The organism is Pseudomonas sp. NY15437 (assembly GCF_048068435.1).
In the GTDB taxonomy this organism is placed as follows: Bacteria; Pseudomonadota; Gammaproteobacteria; order Pseudomonadales; family Pseudomonadaceae; genus Pseudomonas; species Pseudomonas nitroreducens_B.
On the sequence record NZ_JBLUQC010000004.1, the window covers coordinates 313,088 to 333,842 of the forward strand.

At 65.7% G+C, this 20,755-nt stretch carries 13 protein-coding genes; 5 read left to right on the top strand and 8 right to left on the bottom strand.

Translation table 11 applies throughout. The features are described from left to right. Positions 1 to 221 precede the first annotated feature (221 nt). The 3 genes from gltB to hemE all read left to right on the top strand — a co-directional run bounded on the left by gltB (position 222) and on the right by hemE (position 7,480). Positions 222 to 4,667, top strand: coding sequence for a glutamate synthase large subunit (gene gltB, locus ACNFIA_RS11680; RefSeq protein WP_416784964.1), 4,446 nt, complete (start codon positions 222 to 224; stop codon positions 4,665 to 4,667). A gap of 29 nt (positions 4,668 to 4,696) precedes the next feature. Further along, on the top strand, positions 4,697 to 6,130 hold the full coding sequence (locus ACNFIA_RS11685; RefSeq protein WP_416784966.1) for an FAD-dependent oxidoreductase: 1,434 nt from the start codon (positions 4,697 to 4,699) through the stop codon (positions 6,128 to 6,130). Between the two features lie 285 nt (positions 6,131 to 6,415). Beyond that, positions 6,416 to 7,480, top strand: a complete 1,065-nt coding sequence (gene hemE, locus ACNFIA_RS11690; protein ID WP_416784968.1) for a uroporphyrinogen decarboxylase — start codon at positions 6,416 to 6,418, stop codon at positions 7,478 to 7,480. Positions 7,481 to 8,285: 805 nt separating this feature from the next. Here the strand turns inward: hemE and gabP are convergent. Further along, positions 8,286 to 9,677 carry a GABA permease gene (gene gabP / locus ACNFIA_RS11695; protein ID WP_416784970.1) on the bottom strand — a complete coding sequence of 464 codons (1,392 nt, stop codon included), beginning with the start codon at positions 9,675 to 9,677 and terminating at the stop codon, positions 8,286 to 8,288. A gap of 243 nt (positions 9,678 to 9,920) precedes the next feature. Then, positions 9,921 to 11,243: an MFS transporter gene (locus tag ACNFIA_RS11700; RefSeq protein WP_416784972.1), complete on the bottom strand. Its 1,323-nt coding sequence runs from the start codon at positions 11,241 to 11,243 to the stop codon at positions 9,921 to 9,923. A gap of 346 nt (positions 11,244 to 11,589) precedes the next feature. On the opposite strand from ACNFIA_RS11700, the gene ACNFIA_RS11705 reads away from it, so the two are divergent. Both ACNFIA_RS11705 and ACNFIA_RS11710 read left to right on the top strand, forming a co-directional pair. Further along, positions 11,590 to 12,519, top strand: a complete 930-nt coding sequence (locus ACNFIA_RS11705; protein WP_416784974.1) for a LysR substrate-binding domain-containing protein — start codon at positions 11,590 to 11,592, stop codon at positions 12,517 to 12,519. A 224-nt stretch (positions 12,520 to 12,743) separates the two neighbouring features. After that, on the top strand, positions 12,744 to 13,511 hold the full coding sequence (locus ACNFIA_RS11710; protein ID WP_259757748.1) for a ParA family protein: 768 nt from the start codon (positions 12,744 to 12,746) through the stop codon (positions 13,509 to 13,511). Between the two features lie 4 nt (positions 13,512 to 13,515). Here the strand turns inward: ACNFIA_RS11710 and ACNFIA_RS11715 are convergent, their stop codons facing one another. From ACNFIA_RS11715 to selO, 6 genes are all read right to left on the bottom strand, one after another. Beyond that, on the bottom strand, positions 13,516 to 14,325 hold the full coding sequence (locus tag ACNFIA_RS11715) for a universal stress protein (protein ID WP_416784976.1): 810 nt from the start codon (positions 14,323 to 14,325) through the stop codon (positions 13,516 to 13,518). 77 nt (positions 14,326 to 14,402) lie between these two features. Continuing rightward, on the bottom strand, positions 14,403 to 14,846 hold the full coding sequence (locus ACNFIA_RS11720) for a DUF4442 domain-containing protein (RefSeq protein WP_259757746.1): 444 nt from the start codon (positions 14,844 to 14,846) through the stop codon (positions 14,403 to 14,405). Positions 14,847 to 14,930: 84 nt separating this feature from the next. Continuing rightward, complete coding sequence (trxC, locus tag ACNFIA_RS11725; protein WP_259757745.1) at positions 14,931 to 15,365, bottom strand: thioredoxin TrxC; 435 nt, start codon at positions 15,363 to 15,365, stop codon at positions 14,931 to 14,933. A gap of 194 nt (positions 15,366 to 15,559) precedes the next feature. Beyond that, on the bottom strand, positions 15,560 to 17,479 hold the full coding sequence (locus ACNFIA_RS11730) for a HAMP domain-containing methyl-accepting chemotaxis protein (protein ID WP_416784979.1): 1,920 nt from the start codon (positions 17,477 to 17,479) through the stop codon (positions 15,560 to 15,562). A 385-nt stretch (positions 17,480 to 17,864) separates the two neighbouring features. Continuing rightward, on the bottom strand, positions 17,865 to 19,142 hold the full coding sequence (locus ACNFIA_RS11735) for a bifunctional O-acetylhomoserine aminocarboxypropyltransferase/cysteine synthase (protein ID WP_416784981.1): 1,278 nt from the start codon (positions 19,140 to 19,142) through the stop codon (positions 17,865 to 17,867). Between the two features lie 122 nt (positions 19,143 to 19,264). Further along, on the bottom strand, positions 19,265 to 20,725 hold the full coding sequence (selO, locus tag ACNFIA_RS11740) for a protein adenylyltransferase SelO (protein ID WP_416784983.1): 1,461 nt from the start codon (positions 20,723 to 20,725) through the stop codon (positions 19,265 to 19,267). Between the last annotated feature and the right edge of the window lie 30 nt (positions 20,726 to 20,755).

Sequence of the window (20,755 nt, forward strand, 5' to 3'; positions counted from 1 at the left end):
CGTCATGGCCAGGACCGGAACCGCCGTCACGTTGGGTAAGACGTGGCACCACGCGCGGAGCGGTCATTCCAGGTGAACCAGGGGCTACCACGGCGCTGCTCGATAGAAGCGGCCCGAGCCTTTGCGGTGCGCGGGAAACGAGCCTGCACGGCGAAACAGGGCGATGGCGAAACGTCAGCAGACCCTGGAATTTATAAAAGTTTTGCCGGTGAGAGTTCCCTATGAAAGCAGGTCTGTACCATCCTGAGACGTTCAAGGATAACTGCGGATTCGGTCTGATCGCCCACATGACGGGCGAGGCAAGCCACGAACTTCTGCAAACCGCCATCGAAGCACTGACCTGCATGACCCACCGAGGTGGGATCAACGCGGACGGGAAAACCGGGGACGGCTGTGGGCTGCTGATCCAGAAGCCCGACCAGTTCCTGCGCGCCGTGGCCCAGGAATCCTTCGGCGTCGAGCTGCCCGCCCAATACGCCGTGGGCATGGTCTTCTTCAACCAGGACCCGGTGAAAGCCGAGGCCGCTCGCGCGAACATGAATCGCGAGATCGAGCGCGCCGGCCTGAAACTGGTCGGCTGGCGCAAGGTGCCGATCGACACCAGCGTCCTGGGTCGCCTGGCGCTGGAGCGCCTGCCGCAGATCGAGCAGGTGTTCATCGGCGGTGAAGGCCTCTCCGACCAGGAATTCGCGGTCAAGCTGTTCAGCTCCCGTCGCCGCTCCTCCGTGGCCAACGCCGAGGACGCCGATCACTACGTCTGCAGCTTCTCGCACAAGACCATTATCTATAAGGGCCTGATGATGCCGGCGGACCTCGCCGCCTTCTATCCGGACCTCTCCGACGAGCGCCTGAAGACCGCCATCTGCGTCTTCCACCAGCGCTTCTCGACCAACACCCTGCCGAAATGGCCGCTGGCCCAGCCGTTCCGCCTGCTGGCGCACAACGGCGAGATCAACACCATCACCGGCAACCGCAACTGGGCCCAGGCCCGTCGCGCCAAGTTCGCCAACGAGTGGATGCCGGACCTGGACGAGCTCGGCCCGCTGGTCAACCGTGTCGGTTCGGACTCCTCCAGCATGGACAACATGCTCGAGCTGATGGTCACCGGCGGCATGGACATGTTCCGCGGCCTGCGCATGATCATTCCGCCGGCCTGGCAGAACGTCGAGACCATGGACGCCGACCTGCGTGCGTTCTACGAATTCAACTCGCTGCACATGGAGCCGTGGGACGGCCCCGCCGGCGTCGTGCTGACCGACGGCCGCTACGCCGTCTGCCTGCTCGACCGCAACGGCCTGCGCCCCTCGCGCTGGGTCACCACCAAGAACGGCTACATCACCCTCGCCTCGGAAATCGGCGTGTGGGACTACAAGCCCGAGGACGTTATCGCCAAGGGCCGCGTCGGACCGGGCCAGATCCTCGCGGTAGACACCGAGACCGGCCAGCTGCTGCAGACCGAAGACATCGACAACCGCCTCAAGTCGCGCCATCCGTACAAGCAGTGGCTGCGCCAGAGCGCGCTGCGCATCCAGGCGACCCTGGACGATGACCAGGGCGTGGCCAGCTACGACGGCGACCAGCTCAAGCAGTACATGAAGATGTTCCAGGTCACCTTCGAGGAGCGTGACCAGGTGCTGCGCCCGCTCGCCGAGCAGGGCCAGGAAGCCGTCGGCTCGATGGGCGACGACACCCCGATGGCGGTGCTGTCCAAGCGCATCCGCTCGCCGTACGACTACTTCCGCCAGGTCTTCGCGCAGGTGACCAACCCGCCGATCGACCCGCTGCGCGAAGCGATCGTGATGTCCCTGGAAACCTGTCTGGGCATCGAGCAGAACATCTTCGAAGAGTCCCCGCACCACGCCAACCAGGCCATCCTGACCACCCCGGTGATCTCCCCGGCGAAGTGGCGGACCCTGATGAACCTGGATCGTCCGGGCTTCGACCTGCACCACATCGACCTGAACTACGACGAGGCCGTGGGCCTCGAAGCGGCCGTGCTCAACATCGCCGACCAGGCCGAGGAAGCCGTGCGCGCCGGCAAGGTGCTGCTGGTGCTCTCCGACCGCAACATCGCCCCCGGCAAGCTGCCGGTGCACGCGGCCCTGGCCGTCGGCGCGGTGCACCACCGCCTGGTGCAGACCGGCCTGCGCTGCGACTCCAACATCCTGGTGGAAACCGCCACCGCCCGCGACCCGCATCATTTCGCAGTGCTGGTGGGCTTCGGTGCGTCTGCGGTCTACCCGTACCTCGCCTACGAGGTGCTGGCCGACCTGATCCGCACCGGCGAAGTGCTGGGCGACCTCTACGAGGTCTTCAAGTACTACCGCAAGGGCATCTCCAAGGGGATGCTGAAGATCCTCTCGAAGATGGGCATCTCCACCATCGCCTCCTACCGTGGCGCCCAGCTGTTCGAAGCCATCGGCCTGTCCGACGAGGTCACCGGCCTGTGCTTCCCGGGCACCCCGAGCCGCATCCAGGGCGCGCGTTTCCTCGACATCGAGAACGAGCAGAAGCTGCTGGCCAACGAAGCCTGGAACAGCCGCAAGGCGATCCAGCAGGGCGGCCTGCTGAAGTTCGTCTACGGCGGCGAGTACCACGCCTACAACCCGGACGTGGTGAACACCCTGCAGGCCGCTGTGCAGCAGGGCGACTACGCCAAGTTCAAGGAATACACCGCGCTGGTCGACCAGCGCCCGGTATCCATGCTGCGTGACCTGCTCAAGGTGAAAACCAGCGAGCAACCGCTGAGCCTGGACGAGATCGAGCCGCTGGAGTCCATCTTCAAGCGCTTCGACGCCGCCGGCATTTCCCTGGGCGCGCTGTCGCCGGAGGCCCACGAAGCCCTGGCCGAGGCCATGAACCGCCTGGGCGGCCGCTCCAACTCCGGCGAGGGCGGTGAAGACCCGGCGCGCTACGGCACGCTGAAAAGCTCGAAGATCAAGCAGGTGGCCACCGGCCGCTTCGGTGTGACCCCGGAATACCTGGTCAACGCCGAAGTCCTGCAGATCAAGGTGGCCCAGGGCGCCAAGCCTGGCGAGGGCGGCCAGCTGCCCGGCGGCAAGGTCAACGGCCTGATCGCCCGCCTGCGCTATGCCGTGCCCGGCGTGACCCTGATCTCGCCGCCGCCGCACCACGACATCTACTCCATCGAAGACCTCGCCCAGCTGATCTTCGACCTCAAGCAGGTCAACCCGCAGGCGCTGGTCTCGGTGAAGCTGGTGTCCGAGCCGGGGGTGGGCACCATCGCCGCCGGCGTGGCCAAGGCCTACGCCGACCTGATCACCATCTCCGGCTACGACGGCGGTACCGGCGCCTCGCCGATCACCTCCATCAAGTACGCCGGCTCCCCGTGGGAGCTGGGCCTCGCCGAGGCGCACCAGACCCTGCGCGGCAACGACCTGCGCGGCAAGGTGCGTGTGCAGACCGACGGCGGCCTGAAGACCGGCCTGGACGTCATCAAGGCCGCCATCCTCGGCGCCGAGAGCTTCGGCTTCGGCACCGCGCCGATGATCGCCCTGGGCTGCAAATACCTGCGCATCTGCCACCTGAACAACTGCGCCACCGGCGTCGCCACCCAGAACGACAAGCTGCGCAAGGACCATTTCATCGGCACCGTGGACATGGTGGTGAACTTCTTCACCTTCATCGCCAGCGAAACCCGTGAGTGGCTGGCCAAGCTCGGCGTGCGCAGCCTGGAAGAACTGATCGGCCGCACCGATCTGCTGGAGATCCTCCCGGGCGAGACGCCCAAGCAGGGCAACCTCGACCTCACCCCACTGCTGGGCAGCGACCTGATCCCGGCCGAGAAGCCGCAGTTCTGTGAAGTCGAGAAGAACCCGCCGTTCGACCAGGGCCTGCTGGCCGAGAAGATGGTCGAGCTGGCCCGTTTCGCCATCGAAGGCGCCAAGGGCGGCGAGTACGAACTGGACATCTGCAACTGCGACCGCTCCATCGGCGCGCGGATTTCCGGCGAGATCGCCAAGGTCCACGGCAACCAGGGCATGGCCAAGGCGCCGATCACCTTCCGCTTCAAGGGCACCGCGGGCCAGAGCTTCGGCGTGTGGAACGCCGGCGGCCTGCACCTGTACCTGGAAGGCGACGCCAACGACTACGTCGGCAAGGGCATGACCGGCGGCAAGCTGGTCGTCACCCCGCCCAAGGGCAGCCCGTTCAAGTCGCAGGAGTCGGCCATCGTCGGCAACACCTGCCTGTACGGCGCCACCGGCGGCAAGCTGTTCGCGGCCGGCACCGCGGGCGAGCGTTTCGGCGTGCGCAACTCCGGCGCCCATGCCGTGGTGGAAGGCACCGGTGACCACTGCTGCGAATACATGACCGGCGGCTTCATCTGCGTACTGGGCAAGACCGGCTACAACTTCGGCTCCGGCATGACCGGCGGCTTCGCCTATGTCCTGGACATGGACAACACCTTCGTCGACCGCGTGAACCACGAACTGGTGGAAATCCAGCGCATCAGTGGCGAAGCGATGGAGGCCTACCGCAGCCACCTGCGCAAGGTCCTGGTCGAATACGTAGAAGAAACGGCGAGCGAGTGGGGCGCGAACGTCCTGGAAAACCTGGACGACTACCTGCGTCGGTTCTGGCTGGTGAAACCCAAGGCCGCCAGCCTGGGTTCGCTGCTGTCCAGCACCCGTGCCAACCCGCAATAAGCGCCTGAAGTTGTTGATGAGGTCAAGAAATGTCTGAACGTCTGAATTCTGATCGCCTGAACAATGACTTCCAGTTCATCGAAGTCGGGCGCAAGGATCCGAAGAAAAAACTGCTGCGCCAGCGCAAGCGCGAGTTCGTGGAAATCTACGACCTGTTCAAGCCGGCCCAGGCCGCTGACCAGGCGCACCGCTGCCTGGGCTGCGGCAACCCGTACTGCGAGTGGAAGTGCCCGGTACACAACTTCATCCCCAACTGGTTGAAGCTGGTTTCCGAAGGCAACATCCTCGCCGCCGCCGAGCTGTCCCACCAGACCAACACCCTGCCGGAAGTCTGCGGCCGCGTGTGCCCGCAGGACCGTCTGTGCGAAGGCGCCTGCACCCTGAACGACGGCTTCGGCGCGGTCACCATCGGCTCGGTGGAGAAGTACATCACCGACACCGCCTTCGCCATGGGCTGGCGCCCGGACATGTCCAAGGTCAAGCCCACCGGCAAGCGTGTCGCCGTGATCGGCGCGGGCCCGGCGGGCCTGGGCTGCGCCGACGTGCTGGTGCGCAACGGCGTGACCCCGGTGGTGTTCGACAAGAACCCGGAAATCGGTGGCCTGCTGACCTTCGGCATCCCCGAGTTCAAGCTGGAGAAACAGGTGATGTCGCGTCGCCGCGAGGTGTTCACCGGCATGGGCATCGAGTTCCGCCTGAACACCGAGATCGGCAAGGATGTGCCCCTGCAGCAACTGCTCGATGAATACGATGCCGTGTTCATGGGCATGGGCACCTACACCTACATGAAAGGCGGCTTCCCCGGCGAGGACCTGCCCGGCGTGCACGACGCGCTGGACTTCCTGATCGCCAACGTGAACCGCAACCTGGGCTTCGAGAAGTCGCCGGAAGACTTCATCGACATGAAGGGCAAGCGCGTCGTGGTGCTGGGCGGTGGCGACACCGCGATGGACTGCAACCGCACCTCCATCCGTCAGGGCGCCAAGGGCGTGACCTGCGCCTATCGCCGCGACGAGGAGAACATGCCCGGCTCGCGCAAAGAGGTGAAGAACGCCAAGGAAGAAGGCGTGAAATTCCTCTTCAACCGCCAGCCCATCGCCATCGTCGGCGAGGACAAGGTGGAAGGCGTGAAGGTGGTCGAGACCCGTCTCGGCGAACCTGACGCCCGCGGCCGTCGCAGCCCCGAGCCGATCCCGGGGTCCGAGGAAATCATCCCGGCGGAAGCCGTGCTGATCGCCTTCGGCTTCCGCCCGAGCCCGGCGCCGTGGTTCGACCAGCACCAGGTGGAAATCGACAGCCAGGGCCGCGTCATCGCCCCGGCCGCCGCACAGTTCAAGCACCAGACCAGCAACCCGAAAATCTTCGCCGGTGGCGACATGGTCCGCGGGTCCGACCTGGTGGTGACGGCGATCTTCGAAGGCCGTACGGCCGCCGAAGGCATCCTGGACTACCTGGGCGTCTGAGCCGGCCTGTCGGGCCCTCTCCCTAACCCTGGCTGCGCGCCCCGCTCCGAAGGGAGAGGGGACAGTAGGGTGCAGGATGGAACCTCTGTATCAGCCGGCACGCAGAGCTCCCTCTCCCTTCAGGGAGAGGGCGGGGGAGAGGGAATTCAGTGGCACGGATTTCCACGAGATGAGTTGCACCTACCAGTGCGGCAGAATGCCGCTTAAGACAAAAGGCACGGCACCCGCCGTGCCTTTTCGTTTGGGCTTTGCGAAAATGCCCGCACTTTTTTTCCGGATGCCGTTATGACTGCCCTGAAGAACGATCGCTTCCTCCGCGCCCTGCTCAAGCAGCCCGTCGATGTCACCCCCGTCTGGATGATGCGCCAGGCCGGCCGCTACCTGCCGGAATACCGCGCCACCCGCGCCAAGGCCGGTGACTTCATGAGCCTGTGCATGAACCCGCAGATGGCCTGCGAAGTGACCCTGCAGCCACTGGACCGCTACCCGCAGCTGGACGCGGCGATCCTCTTCTCCGACATCCTCACCATCCCCGATGCCATGGGGCAGGGCCTGTACTTCGAAACCGGCGAAGGTCCGCGTTTCAAGAAGGTCGTCAGCACCCAGGCGGACATCGACGCGCTGCCGGTCCCCGATCCGGAGAAGGACCTGGGCTACGTGATGGACGCCGTGCGCACCATCCGCCGCGAGCTGAACGGCCGCGTGCCGCTGATCGGCTTCTCCGGCAGCCCCTGGACCCTGGCCACCTACATGGTGGAGGGTGGCTCCAGCCGTGACTTCCGCAAGTCCAAGGCGATGCTCTACGACAACCCGCAGGCCATGCACGCGCTGCTGGACAAGCTGGCGCAGTCGGTCACCAGCTACCTGAACGGGCAGATCCTGGCAGGCGCGCAGGCGGTGCAGATTTTCGATTCGTGGGGCGGCAGCCTGTCGGCGGGGGCGTACCAGGAGTTCTCCCTGGCCTACATGCAGAAGATCGTCGACGGCTTGATCCGTGAGCACGACGGGCGTTGCGTGCCGGTGATCCTCTTCACCAAGGGCGGCGGCCTGTGGCTGGAATCCATGGCCAACACCGGCGCCGAGGCCCTGGGCCTGGACTGGACCTGCGACATCGGCAGCGCCCGCGCCCGCGTCGGCGACAAGGTCGCCCTGCAGGGCAACATGGACCCGGCGGTGCTCCACGCCAAGCCGGCCGCCATCCGTGCTGAAGTGGCTCGCATCCTCGCTGCATTCGGCAGTGGCAATGGCCATGTATTCAACCTTGGCCATGGCATCACCCCGGAAGTCGACCCGGCGCACGCCGGCGCCTTCTTCGAGGCGGTGCACGAGTTGTCGGCGCAGTACCACTGAGCCTGACGCTTCACCAAAAAGCCCCGCAAATGCGGGGCTTTTTTCTGGCCCCCTGTAGGAGCGGGCCATGCCCGCGATCCGCCGGCGGGGCCGGCGCTTTCTTTTGCTCTGGTGTTGCAGGTTTGCTGCGTTGGCTTGGGTGTTTCTGCGCCGCTTCGGCGTGCGGGTGGACTCTGGGTTTCGCCCCCTCGGGCGACCTACTTTGCCAAACGACGCAAAGTAGGCAAAGGTCTTGCCCCGGACATCCGGTTTTTCGCTTAGGCGAAAAATTCCCTCGTTGAGCCGAAGTTTCAGGGGCACGCGCTGACGGGCCCTCCCTGGCCCGACAGCGCTCTCGCGACATCCATGTCGCTCAACCCCTGAAACTCCGGCTCAACGAGGCCTCCTGAACGGGGCATTCGGAGTGGCTGACGTTGCTCTGGAAGTCTTCAGGGTCAAAGCCAGAGCCTAAGCCGGATCGGCGTGGCTGGCTCTTCGTAGGAGCGAGGGGGACGCCATTGTTATTGCTCGCGAACCGCCGGACGCAAATGTTCGCCTTTAGGAGCGGGCCGTGCCCGCGATCGCGCGCATGGCGCGCTCCTACAGATGAGCGCTGCAGATCGGCGTGTCTCGGTAACGGCGGATTCCGCCGCGAGCGCTTTCGCGGACAAGGTTCGCTCCTGCGAAAGCGAAACCGAGCGTAGGAGCGGACTCCGTCCGCGATCGGCCTGAACGGCACGCTACGACGTGACGCAATGAAAAAAGCCCCGCTCGAAAGCGGGGCTTGCTCGTTCATCATGGAGCCTCTGGCCCCAATCAAAATGCGTCAGGCGACGTCGCCCACCATCCCGGCAGCACGCTGTGCCTTGCGGCGGTTCGACACCAGCAGGCCGGAGCAGACGACCACCACGGTCAGCAGAGTGGTGGCGACCACTTCCATGCGGTGGTCCGGGCGGATCAGCATGATCACCAGGGCGCCGACGATGAACAGGATCACCGCCCAGGTCAGCCAGGGGAACAGCCACATCTTCAGCTTCAGCTGGTGGCCCTGGGCGAGCAGCTTCTTGCGCATGCGCAACTGCGACAGGGCTATCACCAGGTACACCAGCAGGGCGATGGCGCCGGAGCTGGCCAGCAGGAAGTTGAACACTTCGGCCGGGGCCAGGTAGTTGGCGAAGGTGCACAGGAAGGCCATGGCGGTGGACAGCAGCACGGCATAGACCGGAGTGCGGCTGGCGCTGGTCACCTGGGCGATCTTCGGCGCGTCGCCGCGCTTGCTCAGCGAGTACATCATGCGCGAGGCGGTGTAGAGCGCCGAGTTCAGGCAGCTGGTCACCGAGACCAGCACGATGATGTCGACGATCAGCTTGGCGTACGGGATGTGCAGGTGTTCCAGCACGGTCTGGTAGGAACCCATGCTCACCAGGCGCGGGTCATTCCACGGCACCAGGCAGACCACGATCAAAATCGACAGCAGGTAGAACAGCGCGATACGCCAGATCACCGAGTTGGTGGCGCGGGTGATCTGCTGTTCCGGGTCCTTGGACTCGGTGGCGGCGATGGTGACGATTTCCGACCCCATGAAGGAGAACATGGTGGTCAGCAGCGCGGCGAGCACGGCGCCCCACCCCTTGGGCAGGAAGCCTTCGCTGGTCAGGTGGCTGATCCCGGAGACTTCGCTGTTGGGCGAGAAGCCGAAGATGGCCGCGCAGCCCAGCACCAGGAAGGCGATGATCGAGCAGACCTTGATCAGTGCCAGCCAGAATTCGAACTCACCGTAATTCTTCACGCTGAACAGGTTGGTCACCGTCAGCGCCGAGGTGATCAGGAAGGCCAGTACCCAGATCGGCGCACCGGGGAACCACGCGTGGATGATCGCCGCGGCGGCGTTGGCTTCCAGCGGGATCACCAGGACCCAGAACCACCAGTACAGCCAGCCGATGGTGAAGCCGGCCCAGTGACCGATGGCGCGGTCGGCATAGGTGGAGAAGGAGCCGCTGTCCGGTTGCGCGACGGCCATTTCGGCCAGCATGCGCATCACCAGGACTACCAGCAGGCCGGCGACCAGATAGGAAATCATGACCGCAGGGCCGGCTTCGGCGATGGCGTGGCCGGAGCCGACGAACAGGCCCGCGCCGATGGCGCCGGCAATCGAAAGCATCGTGACGTGACGATTTTGCAGGCCCTGGGAGAGCCCGGAAGAAGGGGTACTACTCATGCTTTACCTACAACTACGGAGGGAATTGCGTACTGCGGGAGTCGAGGTCCGTTTCAGGATTCCAACAAGTCGTTCAAGAAAGTGAACGCAAGGATCGCGCCATATTCTGTTACGACTTAAGTCGTAGGATGGGGATTTTCTCTACATGCCCTGTCTGAAAGGCATTGCTGAAAGCGACATCCATGTCTTTGTACGACCGTTCCATGTCGTTTTTGAGTAAGTGTGATTCGTTTTGTGTAGAAACTACCCAGCCTTGACCAGTGCGGGGAGGTCGCGCGGTAACACTGGCAGGCGTGCCAGGTGAAGCGCTACGAGCACGGCGATTCCCAGCAGGCTGGCGATGAACAGACCGACGCCGTTCCAGCCATAGTGGTGCCAGAACACCCCACCGGCGGTGCCGGCCACGCTGGAGCCGACGTAGTAGCTGAACAGATACAGCGACGAGGCCTGGCCCTTGGCTTTCAGGGCGCGCCGGCCGATCCAGCTGCTGGCCACCGAATGCGCGCCGAAGAAGCCGAAGGTGAACACCAGCATGCCGACCAGCACCAGGGCCAGCGGTTGCAGCAGGGTGATCAGCACGCCGCCGAGCATCAGCGCGATCATCGCCCAGAGCACCTTGCGCCGGCCCAGGCGGTCGGCCAGCGAGCCGACCCAGGCGGAGCTGTAGATGCCCGACAGGTAGACCACCGAGAGCACCCCGACCACGGCCTGGCTCAGGTGGTAGGGATCGGCCAGCAGGCGATAGCCGATGTAGTTGAACAGGGTGACGAAGGCGCCCATCAGCAGGAACGCTTCGAGGAACAGCCAGGGCAGGCCGGCGTCACGGAAGTGACCGCGGAAACCTTCGGCCAGCTGGCGCGGCTTCAACGGCGCCGGGCGGAAGTTCTTCGACTCGGGCAGGATGCGCCAGAACAGCAGCGCCGCGGCCAGGGCGAGCACGCCCAGGGTGGCCAGCGCCACGTGCCAGTTCACGTAGTCCACCAGCACGCCGCTGATCAGCCGGCCGCTCATGCCGCCGATGGCATTGCCGCCGATGTACAGCCCCATGGACAGCCCGATGTGCTGCGGGTGGATTTCTTCGGACAGGTAGGTCATGCCCACCGCCGCCAGGCCACTGAGCGACAAGCCGAGCAACGCGCGCATGACCAGCACGCCGTGCCAGGTCGGCATCAGCGAACTGCCGATGGTGAACAGCGCGGCGAGGATCAGCGAGGCCACCATGATCGACTTGCGGCCGATGGCGTCCGAGATCGGCCCGGTGATCAGCAGGCCCAGGGCCAGGGTGATGGTGGAGATCGACAGCACCAGGCTGCTTTGCGCGGCGGTCAGGCTGAAGGCCTTCGACAGAACCGGCATCATCGGCTGCACGCAGTAGAGCAGCGCGAAGGTGGCGAAGCCGCCGGAGAACAGCGCCAGCGACGTGCGCATGAAGGCCGGGGTGCCTTTCTCGATGTAGCTTTCGACTTCTTCGACGACGCGCACCACGTCGGCGTTGGCTTCGCGCGCGCTTTCGCGCCAATCAGGCCGCGGCTCGGCCGGATCGTTGGCGGCTGCCGGTTCTGGCACGGCAGACGGCTCGGCCGCCAAGGGATGTTCTTCCCGCAAAGCCCGCAGGGCAGGTTGACTCACGACACACCTCGAATGGGATACGGCAGTGGCCTGGCATGGCGACAAGGGGTCGCGCGGCCAGGCAGGGAGCAGTTGGTAGTCGTTATTGGGCTTGTGTGGAAAGGATAAAGAGCGAGGTTTATTATTTCCAATATATTAATCGACACGTTTGATTCGTTTTACGAATCATAGATGTTCGGACATGGATAGGCGTGTTCGCGAGCAAGCTCGCTCCTGCTCGGAGCGCTCTTCGTAGGAGCGAGCTTGCTCGCGAACCGCACGGCACGATCCCCAGCGAGGCACCATGGAACTGCGACACCTGCGTTACTTCATCGCCGTGGCGGAAGAGCTGCATTTCGGCCGGGCGGCCGAGCAACTGGGTATTTCCCAGCCGCCCTTGAGCCAGCAGATCCAGGCGCTGGAAGAAGAGATCGGCGCGCGCCTGCTGGAACGGACCAACCGGCGGGTGGCGCTGACCGAGGCGGGCAAGCTGTTCCTCGACGAGGCGCGGCAGGTGCTCCAGCAGGTGGACCGTGCCGTGCTGCTGGCGCGTCGTGCGCACCAGGGTGAGATCGGCGAACTGAAGGTCGGTTTCACCGCTTCGGCGCCGTTCACGTCGAGTATTCCCCGCGCCATTCTCGCCTTCCGCCAGGCCTACCCGGACGTGCATCTCGACTTGCAGGAGCTCAGCAGCGGCCAGGCCGTGCAGGCACTGCTGGAAGAGCGTGTGCAGGTCGGCCTGATCCGTCCTATCCCACTGCCGGAGACGCTGGAAGCGGTCGAGCTGTTCAGCGAGACATTGGTCGCGGTGCTGCGCGCCGATCACCCGCTGGCCCAGGCCAGCCAGGAGGGGTTGGAGTTCGCCGCGCTGGCCGAGGAGCCCTTCGTATTCTTCCCGCGCAGCTACGGCACCGGCCTCTATAGCCAGCTCATGGCCCTGTCGCGGCAGGCCGGGTTCAGCCCCCGTATCGCCCAGGAGGCGGGGGAAGCGATGACCATCATCGGCCTGGTGGCGGCGGGGCTGGGCGTGTCGATGCTGCCGGCGTCGTTTCGCCGGACGCGGGTGGACGGTGTGGTCTATCGCACCCTGATCGACCCCGGCGCCACCAGCTCGGTGTGGCTGGTGCGCCGGCGCAACGAGTCGTCGCGTCTGGCGCAGTCGTTTTTCGACCTGGTGGCGGCGGAGGTGGCGGTCCTGCACAGCGGTGCGGACGCCGGCCAACCCAAGCGCTGAGGTCGTCCCGGCGTATCGCCCGCTTCGTCGCCCGGTTAGCCCGGCAGTGACACCGCCGGCTGGCCGAGCAGAAGGTTTTCACCCTCACGCTCATGTCACCTGGCTTGAGCAGGGCGTGAACCGGAACCGGGGGGGTGACAATCCCGGGGAGAAGTCTGCTCGCCCTTGTCATGGGCTTTGCATAGAATCCATGGGCACTCGATTGGTTCCTGGAGGGACGGCTCATGCGGCGTGTGGTGTTCAATCAGAAGGGCGGGGTAGGCAAGTCCAGCATCGCCTGCAACCTGGCAGCGGTGAGCGCAGCGGAGGGCTACCGCACCTTGCTGGTGGACCTGGATGCCCAGGGCAACTCCACCCATTACCTCACCGGCCTGACCGGCGAGGACGTCCCGGTGGGGATCGCCGACTTCTTCAAGCAGACGCTGGCGTCCGGGCCGTTCAGCCGCAAGGGTAAGGTCGATATCTACGAGACGCCCTTCGATAACCTGCACATCGTCACCGCCGGTCCGGAACTGGCCGACCTGCAGCCCAAGCTCGAGCAGAAGCACAAGATCAACAAGCTGCGCAAATTGCTGGACGAGCTCGCCGAGGATTACGACCGCATCTACCTGGATACGCCGCCAGCGCTGAACTTCTACACGGTTTCCGCGCTGATCGCCGCCGATCGCTGCCTGATTCCCTTCGACTGCGACAGCTTCTCCCGCCAGGCGCTCTACGGCCTGCTGCAGGAGATCGAAGAGCTGAAGGAAGACCACAACGAAGACCTGGAAGTGGAAGGCATCGTGGTCAACCAGTTCCAGCCGCGCGCCACGCTGCCGCAGCAACTGCTGGACGAACTGGTGGAGGAGGAACTGCCGGTCCTGCCGGTGTACCTGATGAGCTCGGTGAAGATGCGCGAGTCGCACCAGGCCTGCACCCCGCTGATCTTCCTCGAACCGCGGCACAAGCTGACCCAGCAGTTCGTCGAACTGCACAACCTGCTGGAAGCCTGAGCGGCTACTGGCTGATCAGCACATCGCAGGGCGGCCGGCGCAGGAAGTGACGCGTCGCGCTGCCCAGCATGGCCTGCTCGATGGCGCCGCGGCTGCGGCTGCCGAGTACCAGCAGGCTTGGCGTCCATTCCCGTAGTGCCGACTCCAGCGCCTGCTGGACCGCGCCCGGCTGTACCGCGCAGAGCAGTTGCGGACCGTGGGCGGGCACCTGCATGCGCTCATCCTGCAGCGCTTGGCGCAACAGTTCGCGCTGGGTTTCCAGATGGCTGTCGGCGCGGCCGGCGTTCTTGCCCGGCTGGTAGGCGTTGAGCGCCAGCAGCTCGGCATCGGCCCCCAGCAGCCGGTAACCGGCGCGCCAGGCCTGGCGGGAGCAGTGCGACAGGTCCAGCCCGGCCAGGGCCTTGGCATAAGGCGCGGCGGATTCCTCGATGGCCAGCAGTATCGGCACGCGGCAGTGCCGGGCGATGCGCTCCAGGGTGGTGCCTTCGAAGCGTTCCAGCAGCTGCTGATGGTGCGCGCCGATCACCAGCAGGTCGGCGTGCAGCTCCTGCACCGCCTCGGTGATGCTGTTCGCCGCGCGACCCTGGCGGATGGCCAGTTGGTAGTCGGCCAGGTCACTGGCGCGGGCCGCATCGCGCAGGGCCACTTCGGCGGCTTCGCGCACCGTGGTCATCATGCGTTCGGGGAAGAATTCTTCGATGACGTGCAGCAGCGTGACGCTGGCGCCGTGCTGGCGCGCCAACTGGGCGGCGCGACGCACGGCGATGTCCGCCTCGACACTGAGGTCGTGGGCGACGAGCAGGTTCCTGTACATGGTGGGCTCCCTCTGTGGCGCGTCCACTGTCGCGCCACGTAGGAAATTTCACCTTGATTCAGGGCAACGGCACCGGTTCAGCGGCTGCGCAGCTGATAGATGGCGTGGCTTTCGGCGACGACGTTGCCTTCGTCGTCCTTGAGTTGCAGGTCCAGCACGAATTCCGACTTGCCCTGATGCGTGGCTTCCTCGCCGATGCGCTGGATCTCCTCCTCGCTCAGCCGCGCGTCCACCGTCACGTCGCTGGCGGCAGGCCGCAGGAAGCGCAGGCCGGCTTCCTTGACGATGGGATAGAAACGCCGGGCGTCGAAGCTGGTCAGCATCAGCACGCCGCCGGGCAGTTCGGCCACGGTGAACAGGGCGCCGGCGTACATGTTGTGGATGTGGTTCTCGTTGCCCTTGAGCGGCATGCGCAGGCGCACGTGGCCCGGTTCCAGCACCTCGGCCTTGAGGCCGGTGCGCTTGACGAAGGCGATGTGCTCTTCGGTGAGCTGGCGGATGAACTCTTCGGGGTAGGGCATGGGCACGCTCCGTGTTTTTTGCCCAAGCCTAGCCCGCGTTCGCGTCCTGGCAATGACCGCCGCGATTGACCGAAACGCTCGCCCTCAGATGCCCTGGCGGGAAAGCCAGTCGAGCAGCTGCGGCAACGGCATCGCACCGCTCTGACGCGCCACTTCCTGGCCGTTGCGCAGCAGGATCAGGCTGGGAATCGAACGAATCCCCAGGCGTGTGGAGAGGTTCGGGTTGGCGTCGCTGTCCAGCTTGGCCAACCGCACCTTGCCCGAGAGCCGCGCGGCAGCCTGCTCGAACACCGGCGCAAAGCCCTTGCACGGCCCGCACCAGTCGGCCCAGACGTCCACCAGCAACGGCAGATCGCCCTTGGCCTGGGCGGCGAAGCTGGCTTCGTCGAGGTTGAAGGGCGCATCCAGCACGATTGGCGACTGGCAGCGCCCGCAACTGGGCGAGTCCCCCAGGCGTGCGGCGGGCACGCGGTTCAGACCGTTGCAGTGGGGGCAGGGGATGATCAGGGAATCGGACATGACGGGGCTCCAGAGGCTATAGGCAGCTAAGTGGAGGCTCGGTCGGCGATTATCAACGGGCCGGGATCAGGCGGAGGCTCAGCAGGCATTGTTGGCCGCCCCAGGCTGAGGAGTCACGAGCACGCCCGCTCCTGCAGTGGCCGCCGTTGTGGGCTTGCCTGCAGGAGCGGGTAGGCCCGCAACCCAGCGACGCGTTACACGCGGAAGTGACTGACCAGCGTCTGCAGCTGACCGCCCAGGCGGGCGAGTTCGACGCTGGAGGCGGCGACTTCCTCGTTGGCCGACGCGGTCTGTTCGGAGACGTCGCGCACGTTCACCACGCTGCGGCTGATTTCCTCGGCCACGGCGCTCTGCTCCTCGGCGGCGGTGGCGATCTGCTGGTTCATTGCCTGGATGTTGGAGACGGTGCGGGTGATCTCGCCGAGGGATTCGCCGGCCTGGCGGCTGAGGGCGACGCTGCTGGCGGTGAGCTCGCGGCTGCCGAGCATGACGCTGGAGACCTGGCGGGTGCCGCTCTGCAGGCCGGCGACCAGGGCTTCGATCTCTTCGGTGGACTGCTGGGTGCGCTGGGCCAGGCCGCGTACTTCGTCGGCGACCACGGCGAAACCGCGGCCTGCCTCGCCCGCGCGGGCGGCTTCGATGGCGGCGTTGAGGGCCAGCAGGTTGGTCTGCTCGGCCACCGACTTGATCACGTCCATGACTTTGCCGATCTTCTCGCTCTCCTGCTCGAGGCGCTGCATGGCCTCGGCAGAGCGCTCCACTTCCGCGGCCAGGCGTTCGATCTGCTCCACGGCCTTGTTCACCACGCGGTCGCCGTCCTGGGCCTGGTGGTCGGCGGCGGAGGCGGCCTGGGAGGCCTGCTCGGCATTGCGCGCGACTTCCTGCACGGTGGCGGACATCTCGTGCATGGCGGTGGCGACCTGGTCGGTTTCCACCTTCTGGGTGTTGGCGCCGGCGCTGGTCTGTTCGGTGACGGCGGAGAGCTCCTCGGCGGCGCTGGCGATCTGGGTGACGCCGTCGCGGATGCCACCGATCAGCTCGCGCAGGCTCTGGCTCATGCGCTGCATGCTGAGTTGCAGGCGGCCCAGTTCGTCGCGGCGGCTGACCTGGATGGTCTGCGACAGGTCGCCGGCGGCGATGCGGTCGACCACCGCCATGGTGTCGTGCAGCGGGCGGGTGATCTGTCGGGTGATGATCAGCGCGGCGATGCTGCCCAGCACCAGCGCGAGCAGGGTTACCAGGGTTTGCAGGGAGCGGGCGCGGGCGCTTTCGACGTCGCGACGATCGAGCTGCAGTTGGTAGAGATTTTCGCTGATCTTGACGATGTCCTGGCCCTGGGTGGTCATTTCCTTGCGCGCCTGGACGATGCTGGCCATGTTCTGCCGCAGGGTCTGTACGGCGTCGCGGTAACTGCGCAGGGCGTTGCCCAGTTGCTGGACGTACTGTGCTTCACCGACGCCGAGCACGCTTTCCAGCGCTGGCAGGCCGGCGATGCTTTCGTCGAGGCCACGGGTGACGCCGTCGCCATTGCTGGTGAGCGCGGTGGCGAGGTAGTCGCGCACCTCGTAGCGTGCCTGCAGCAGGTCCTCGCGGGTGCCGGTGATGGCCTGGAAACGCGTGGCGCGCTCCTCGTCGGCCGGCGCCTTGAGGATGTCCTGCTGGATCTGCGCGGTCAGCTCGCTGGCGCGCGCGGCGTTGTCCTGCAGGGTGCGGCGGGTAATGGTGGCGCTCTGGTAGCCGGCGCGCATGGCGGCGAGGGATTTCTCATAGTCGCCGATGATGCCGCCGAGCTGGTCGAGCAGGCGCACGTTCTCGGGGCTGACGAAGGACGCGCGCAGTTTCTGCTGCTGCGCCTTGAAATCGGCCAGCGTGCTCATGACGTTGGCGGCTTCCTGTTCGGCGCCATCGGCGATCATGTACTGCAGGCGGGTGATGCGCAGCTTGGTGAGGCGCGAGTTCAGCTCGGTGATGTCGCTCATCCAGTTGCTGCGGTCGATCAGCGAGCCCAGCCCGACCCAACTGACGATGGCGAGGATGGCGGTAAAGGCGAGGACCAGGCCGAAGCCCAGGGCCAACTTGAGATTCACGCTCAGGTTGGAAATCCAGCTGTTCATTGACGATCTCCAGGAAAGGTTGTGTGAAGTCAGGCCGTTCGGAGATTGTTCTTGTTGGGGGCCAGGGTGGCGAACCACGTCCCTGCACTATCGGCAGGCTCGGACAGAACCCGATGGTGGCGAGCGAAAAAAGTTATCCACCGGCCGGCGCCGGAGGCGGGTCGGAAGCGGAAGACGGGGAGGGGAGCGGTGGACGGGCCGCGCAAGTCCCTTTTCGCTGGCGTATCGGGTGGCACGGTCGCGCGGCGCCTGGGTTACAGGCGGGGGCGGCATTGTACGGAAGGGCGAGGCCATCGTCTGCACGATGATGGCATCTGGATATGACGGCGAGGCGCGTGGGGGAAGATCGCGAGGCACCGCGCGGTGCCTCGCGAGGGGCGGTGGATCAGGCTCCGGCGGCGTCCAGCGCCTGGGCGAGGTCGGCGAGGATGTCGTCGATGTGCTCGATGCCGATGGACAGGCGCATCATGTCGCGCGGTACGCCGGCCTTCTCCAGCTCCTCGTCGTTGAGCTGGCGGTGGGTGGTGGACGCCGGGTGGCAGGCGAGGGACTTGGCGTCGCCGATGTTCACCAGGCGGACCACCAGCTTGAGTGCGTCGATGAAGCGCGCGCCGGCTTCCTGGCCGCCCTTGATGCCGAACGAGAGGATCGCCGCCGGCTTGCCGCCGAAGTAGCGCAGCGCCAGTTTCTGTTCGGGGTGGTCGGCCAGGCCGGCATATTTCACCCAGTTCACCTGCGGGTGTTCCTGCAGGTATTGCGCGACCTTCAGGGCATTCTCGCAGTGGCGCTCCATGCGCAGCGCCAGGGTTTCCAGGCCCTGCAGGATGAGGAAGGCGTTGAACGGCGACAGCGCGGCGCCGGTGTTGCGCAACGGCACGACGCGGCAGCGGCCGATGAAGGCGGCGGGGCCGAAGGCTTCGGTGTAGGTCACGCCGTGGTAGGACGCATCCGGCGTGTTGAGCAGCGGGAAGCGCGCCTTTTTCTCGCTCCAGGGGAATTTGCCGGAGTCGACGACTATGCCGCCGATGCTGGTGCCATGGCCGCCGATGTACTTGGTCAGCGAGTGCACGACGATGTCCGCGCCGTGCTCGAACGGACGGCAAAGGATCGGCGTGGCGACCGTGTTGTCGACGATCAGCGGCACGCCGTGGCGATGCGCGGCATCGGCCAGGGCCTGGAGGTCGACGATGTTGCCCGCCGGGTTGCCGATGGATTCGCAGAACACTGCCTTGGTGCGTTCGTCGATCAGTGCTTCGAGAGCGGCGATGTCGTCGTGGGCGGCGAAGCGCGTCTGGATGCCGAAGCGCGGCAGGGTATGGGCGAACAGGTTGTAGGTGCCGCCATAGAGCTTGGCCACCGAGACGATGTTGTCGCCGGCTTCGGCGACGGTCTGGATGGCGTAGGTGATGGCAGCCATGCCGGAGGCCACGGCCAGCGCGGCGACGCCGCCTTCCAGGGCGGCCACGCGCTCCTCCAGCACCGCATTGGTGGGGTTCATGATGCGCGTGTAGATGTTGCCGGCGACCTTCAGGTCGAACAGGTCGGCGCCGTGCTGGGTGTCGTCGAAGGCGTAGGAACTGGTCTGGTAGATCGGCACGGCCACTGCCTTGGTGGTCGGGTCGGGGCTGTAGCCGGCGTGGATGGCCAGGGTTTCCGGTTTCATTGTTCGAGCGTCCTTGTGGCAGAAAGCCCGGAGAATGCGAGCGGCGCCCCGCCCCGGTCAATGACCGGGAGCAACGCCGGCAGGGCCGCCGCTAGATCGCTTTTTGCTGAGCTTATAACTGCTCAGGACGAGCAGCTGATTTCCAGGTGGCGGCCCCAGTCTGGCGGGCGGCGGGTGAAGGCTTCGGCGTCGGGCTGTTCGTCGAAGGGCGTGCTGAGCACGGCGTGCAGGCGGCGTACCACGCTGAAGTCGCCCTGTTCGGCGGCGCTGATGGCCTCCTGGGCGAGGTAGTTGCGCAGGACGTAGAGCGGGTTGACCGCGTGCATGCGGGTGCGGCGCGCGTCCTGGCTACCGCCTTCGCGTTCGACGCGGGCCTGGTAGTCAGCGGCCCAGGCATCGAAGCCGGCGAGATCGACGAAGTTCTCGCGGACCACCGCCAGGGCCTGCTCCGGCGCCTGCTCGCCAAGGCGGCGGAAGAACAGCGAATAATCCACCGCGCCCTTCTGCATGGTCTGCAGCAGGCGTTGCACCAGCTCCAGGTCACCGTCTTCAGCGGTGGTGAGGCCGAGGCGGCGGCGCATCCGGTCCAGGTAGTGGGCCTGGTACAGCGGCAGGAACAGCTCCAGCGTGGCGCGCAGGTCGTCCACCTCGACGAAGGGCGTCAGCGCCTGGGCCAGCGCGGCAAGGTTCCAGTGGGCGATGGGCACCTGGTTGCTGAAGGAGTAGCGGCCGGTGTCGTCGGAGTGGTTGCAGATGTGGTTGGCGTCGAAGTCGTCGAGGAAGGCGTAGGGGCCGTAGTCGAAGGTGATGCCCAGGATCGACATGTTGTCGGTGTTCATCACGCCGTGGCAGAAGCCGTAGGCTTGCCAGAGGGCGATCATCTCGGCGTTGCGTTCGACGACTTCGCGGAAGAAGGCGAGGTAAGGCTTTTCGTCGTCCAGGCACTGCGGGTAGTAGGACTGGAGGACGAACTCGGCCAGGGTGCGCAGGTGCTCTTCCTGCTTGGTGTAGTAGAAGTATTCGAAGTGGCCGAAGCGCACGTGGCTGGGCGCCAGGCGCAACAGCATGGCGCCGGTTTCCTTCGACTCGCGCCACACCGTGGTGCTGGAGCCGGTGACGCACAGCGCGCGGCTGCTGGGAATGCCCAGGGCGGCGAGGTATTCGCTGGCGAGGAATTCGCGGATGGACGAGCGCAGCACGGCGCGGCCATCCCCCATGCGCGAGTAAGGCGTCTGCCCGGCGCCTTTCAGGTGCAGGTCCCAGTGCTCGCCGGCCTCGTTCACCACTTCGCCCAGCAGCAGGCCGCGGCCATCGCCCAGGCGTGGGTTGTAGGAGCCGAACTGGTGCCCGGAGTAGACCATCGCGCGCGGGTCGGCTTCTTCCCAGAGCTTGTGGCCGGCGAAGATTTCCGCGAACAGCGGGCTATCCGCCTCGCTCGGGTCGAGGTCGAGCAGGGCCATGGCGGCGGGGCTGGCGACCACCAGGCGCGGGTCGGCGATGGGATCGGGCAGCACCTGGGTGGAAAACACGTCGCCCAGGCGGGCGAAGCGGTTATCGAAGGTCAGTTCGTCGAGCTTTTTCACAATCTAACTCCGGACAAGTCCGAGCATTGT

Coding starts and splice junctions, on each gene's coding strand:
- gabP (WP_416784970.1), bottom strand. CDS start 9,677: ATGAGTAGTACCCCTTCTTCCGGGCTCTCCCAGGGCCTGCAAAATCGT.
- trxC (WP_259757745.1), bottom strand. CDS start 15,365: ATGTCCGATTCCCTGATCATCCCCTGCCCCCACTGCAACGGTCTGAAC.
- ACNFIA_RS11705 (WP_416784974.1), top strand. CDS start 11,590: ATGGAACTGCGACACCTGCGTTACTTCATCGCCGTGGCGGAAGAGCTG.
- gltB (WP_416784964.1), top strand. CDS start 222: ATGAAAGCAGGTCTGTACCATCCTGAGACGTTCAAGGATAACTGCGGA.
- ACNFIA_RS11685 (WP_416784966.1), top strand. CDS start 4,697: ATGTCTGAACGTCTGAATTCTGATCGCCTGAACAATGACTTCCAGTTC.
- ACNFIA_RS11720 (WP_259757746.1), bottom strand. CDS start 14,846: ATGCCCTACCCCGAAGAGTTCATCCGCCAGCTCACCGAAGAGCACATC.
- ACNFIA_RS11715 (WP_416784976.1), bottom strand. CDS start 14,325: ATGTACAGGAACCTGCTCGTCGCCCACGACCTCAGTGTCGAGGCGGAC.
- ACNFIA_RS11730 (WP_416784979.1), bottom strand. CDS start 17,479: ATGAACAGCTGGATTTCCAACCTGAGCGTGAATCTCAAGTTGGCCCTG.
- ACNFIA_RS11710 (WP_259757748.1), top strand. CDS start 12,744: ATGCGGCGTGTGGTGTTCAATCAGAAGGGCGGGGTAGGCAAGTCCAGC.
- hemE (WP_416784968.1), top strand. CDS start 6,416: ATGACTGCCCTGAAGAACGATCGCTTCCTCCGCGCCCTGCTCAAGCAG.
- ACNFIA_RS11735 (WP_416784981.1), bottom strand. CDS start 19,142: ATGAAACCGGAAACCCTGGCCATCCACGCCGGCTACAGCCCCGACCCG.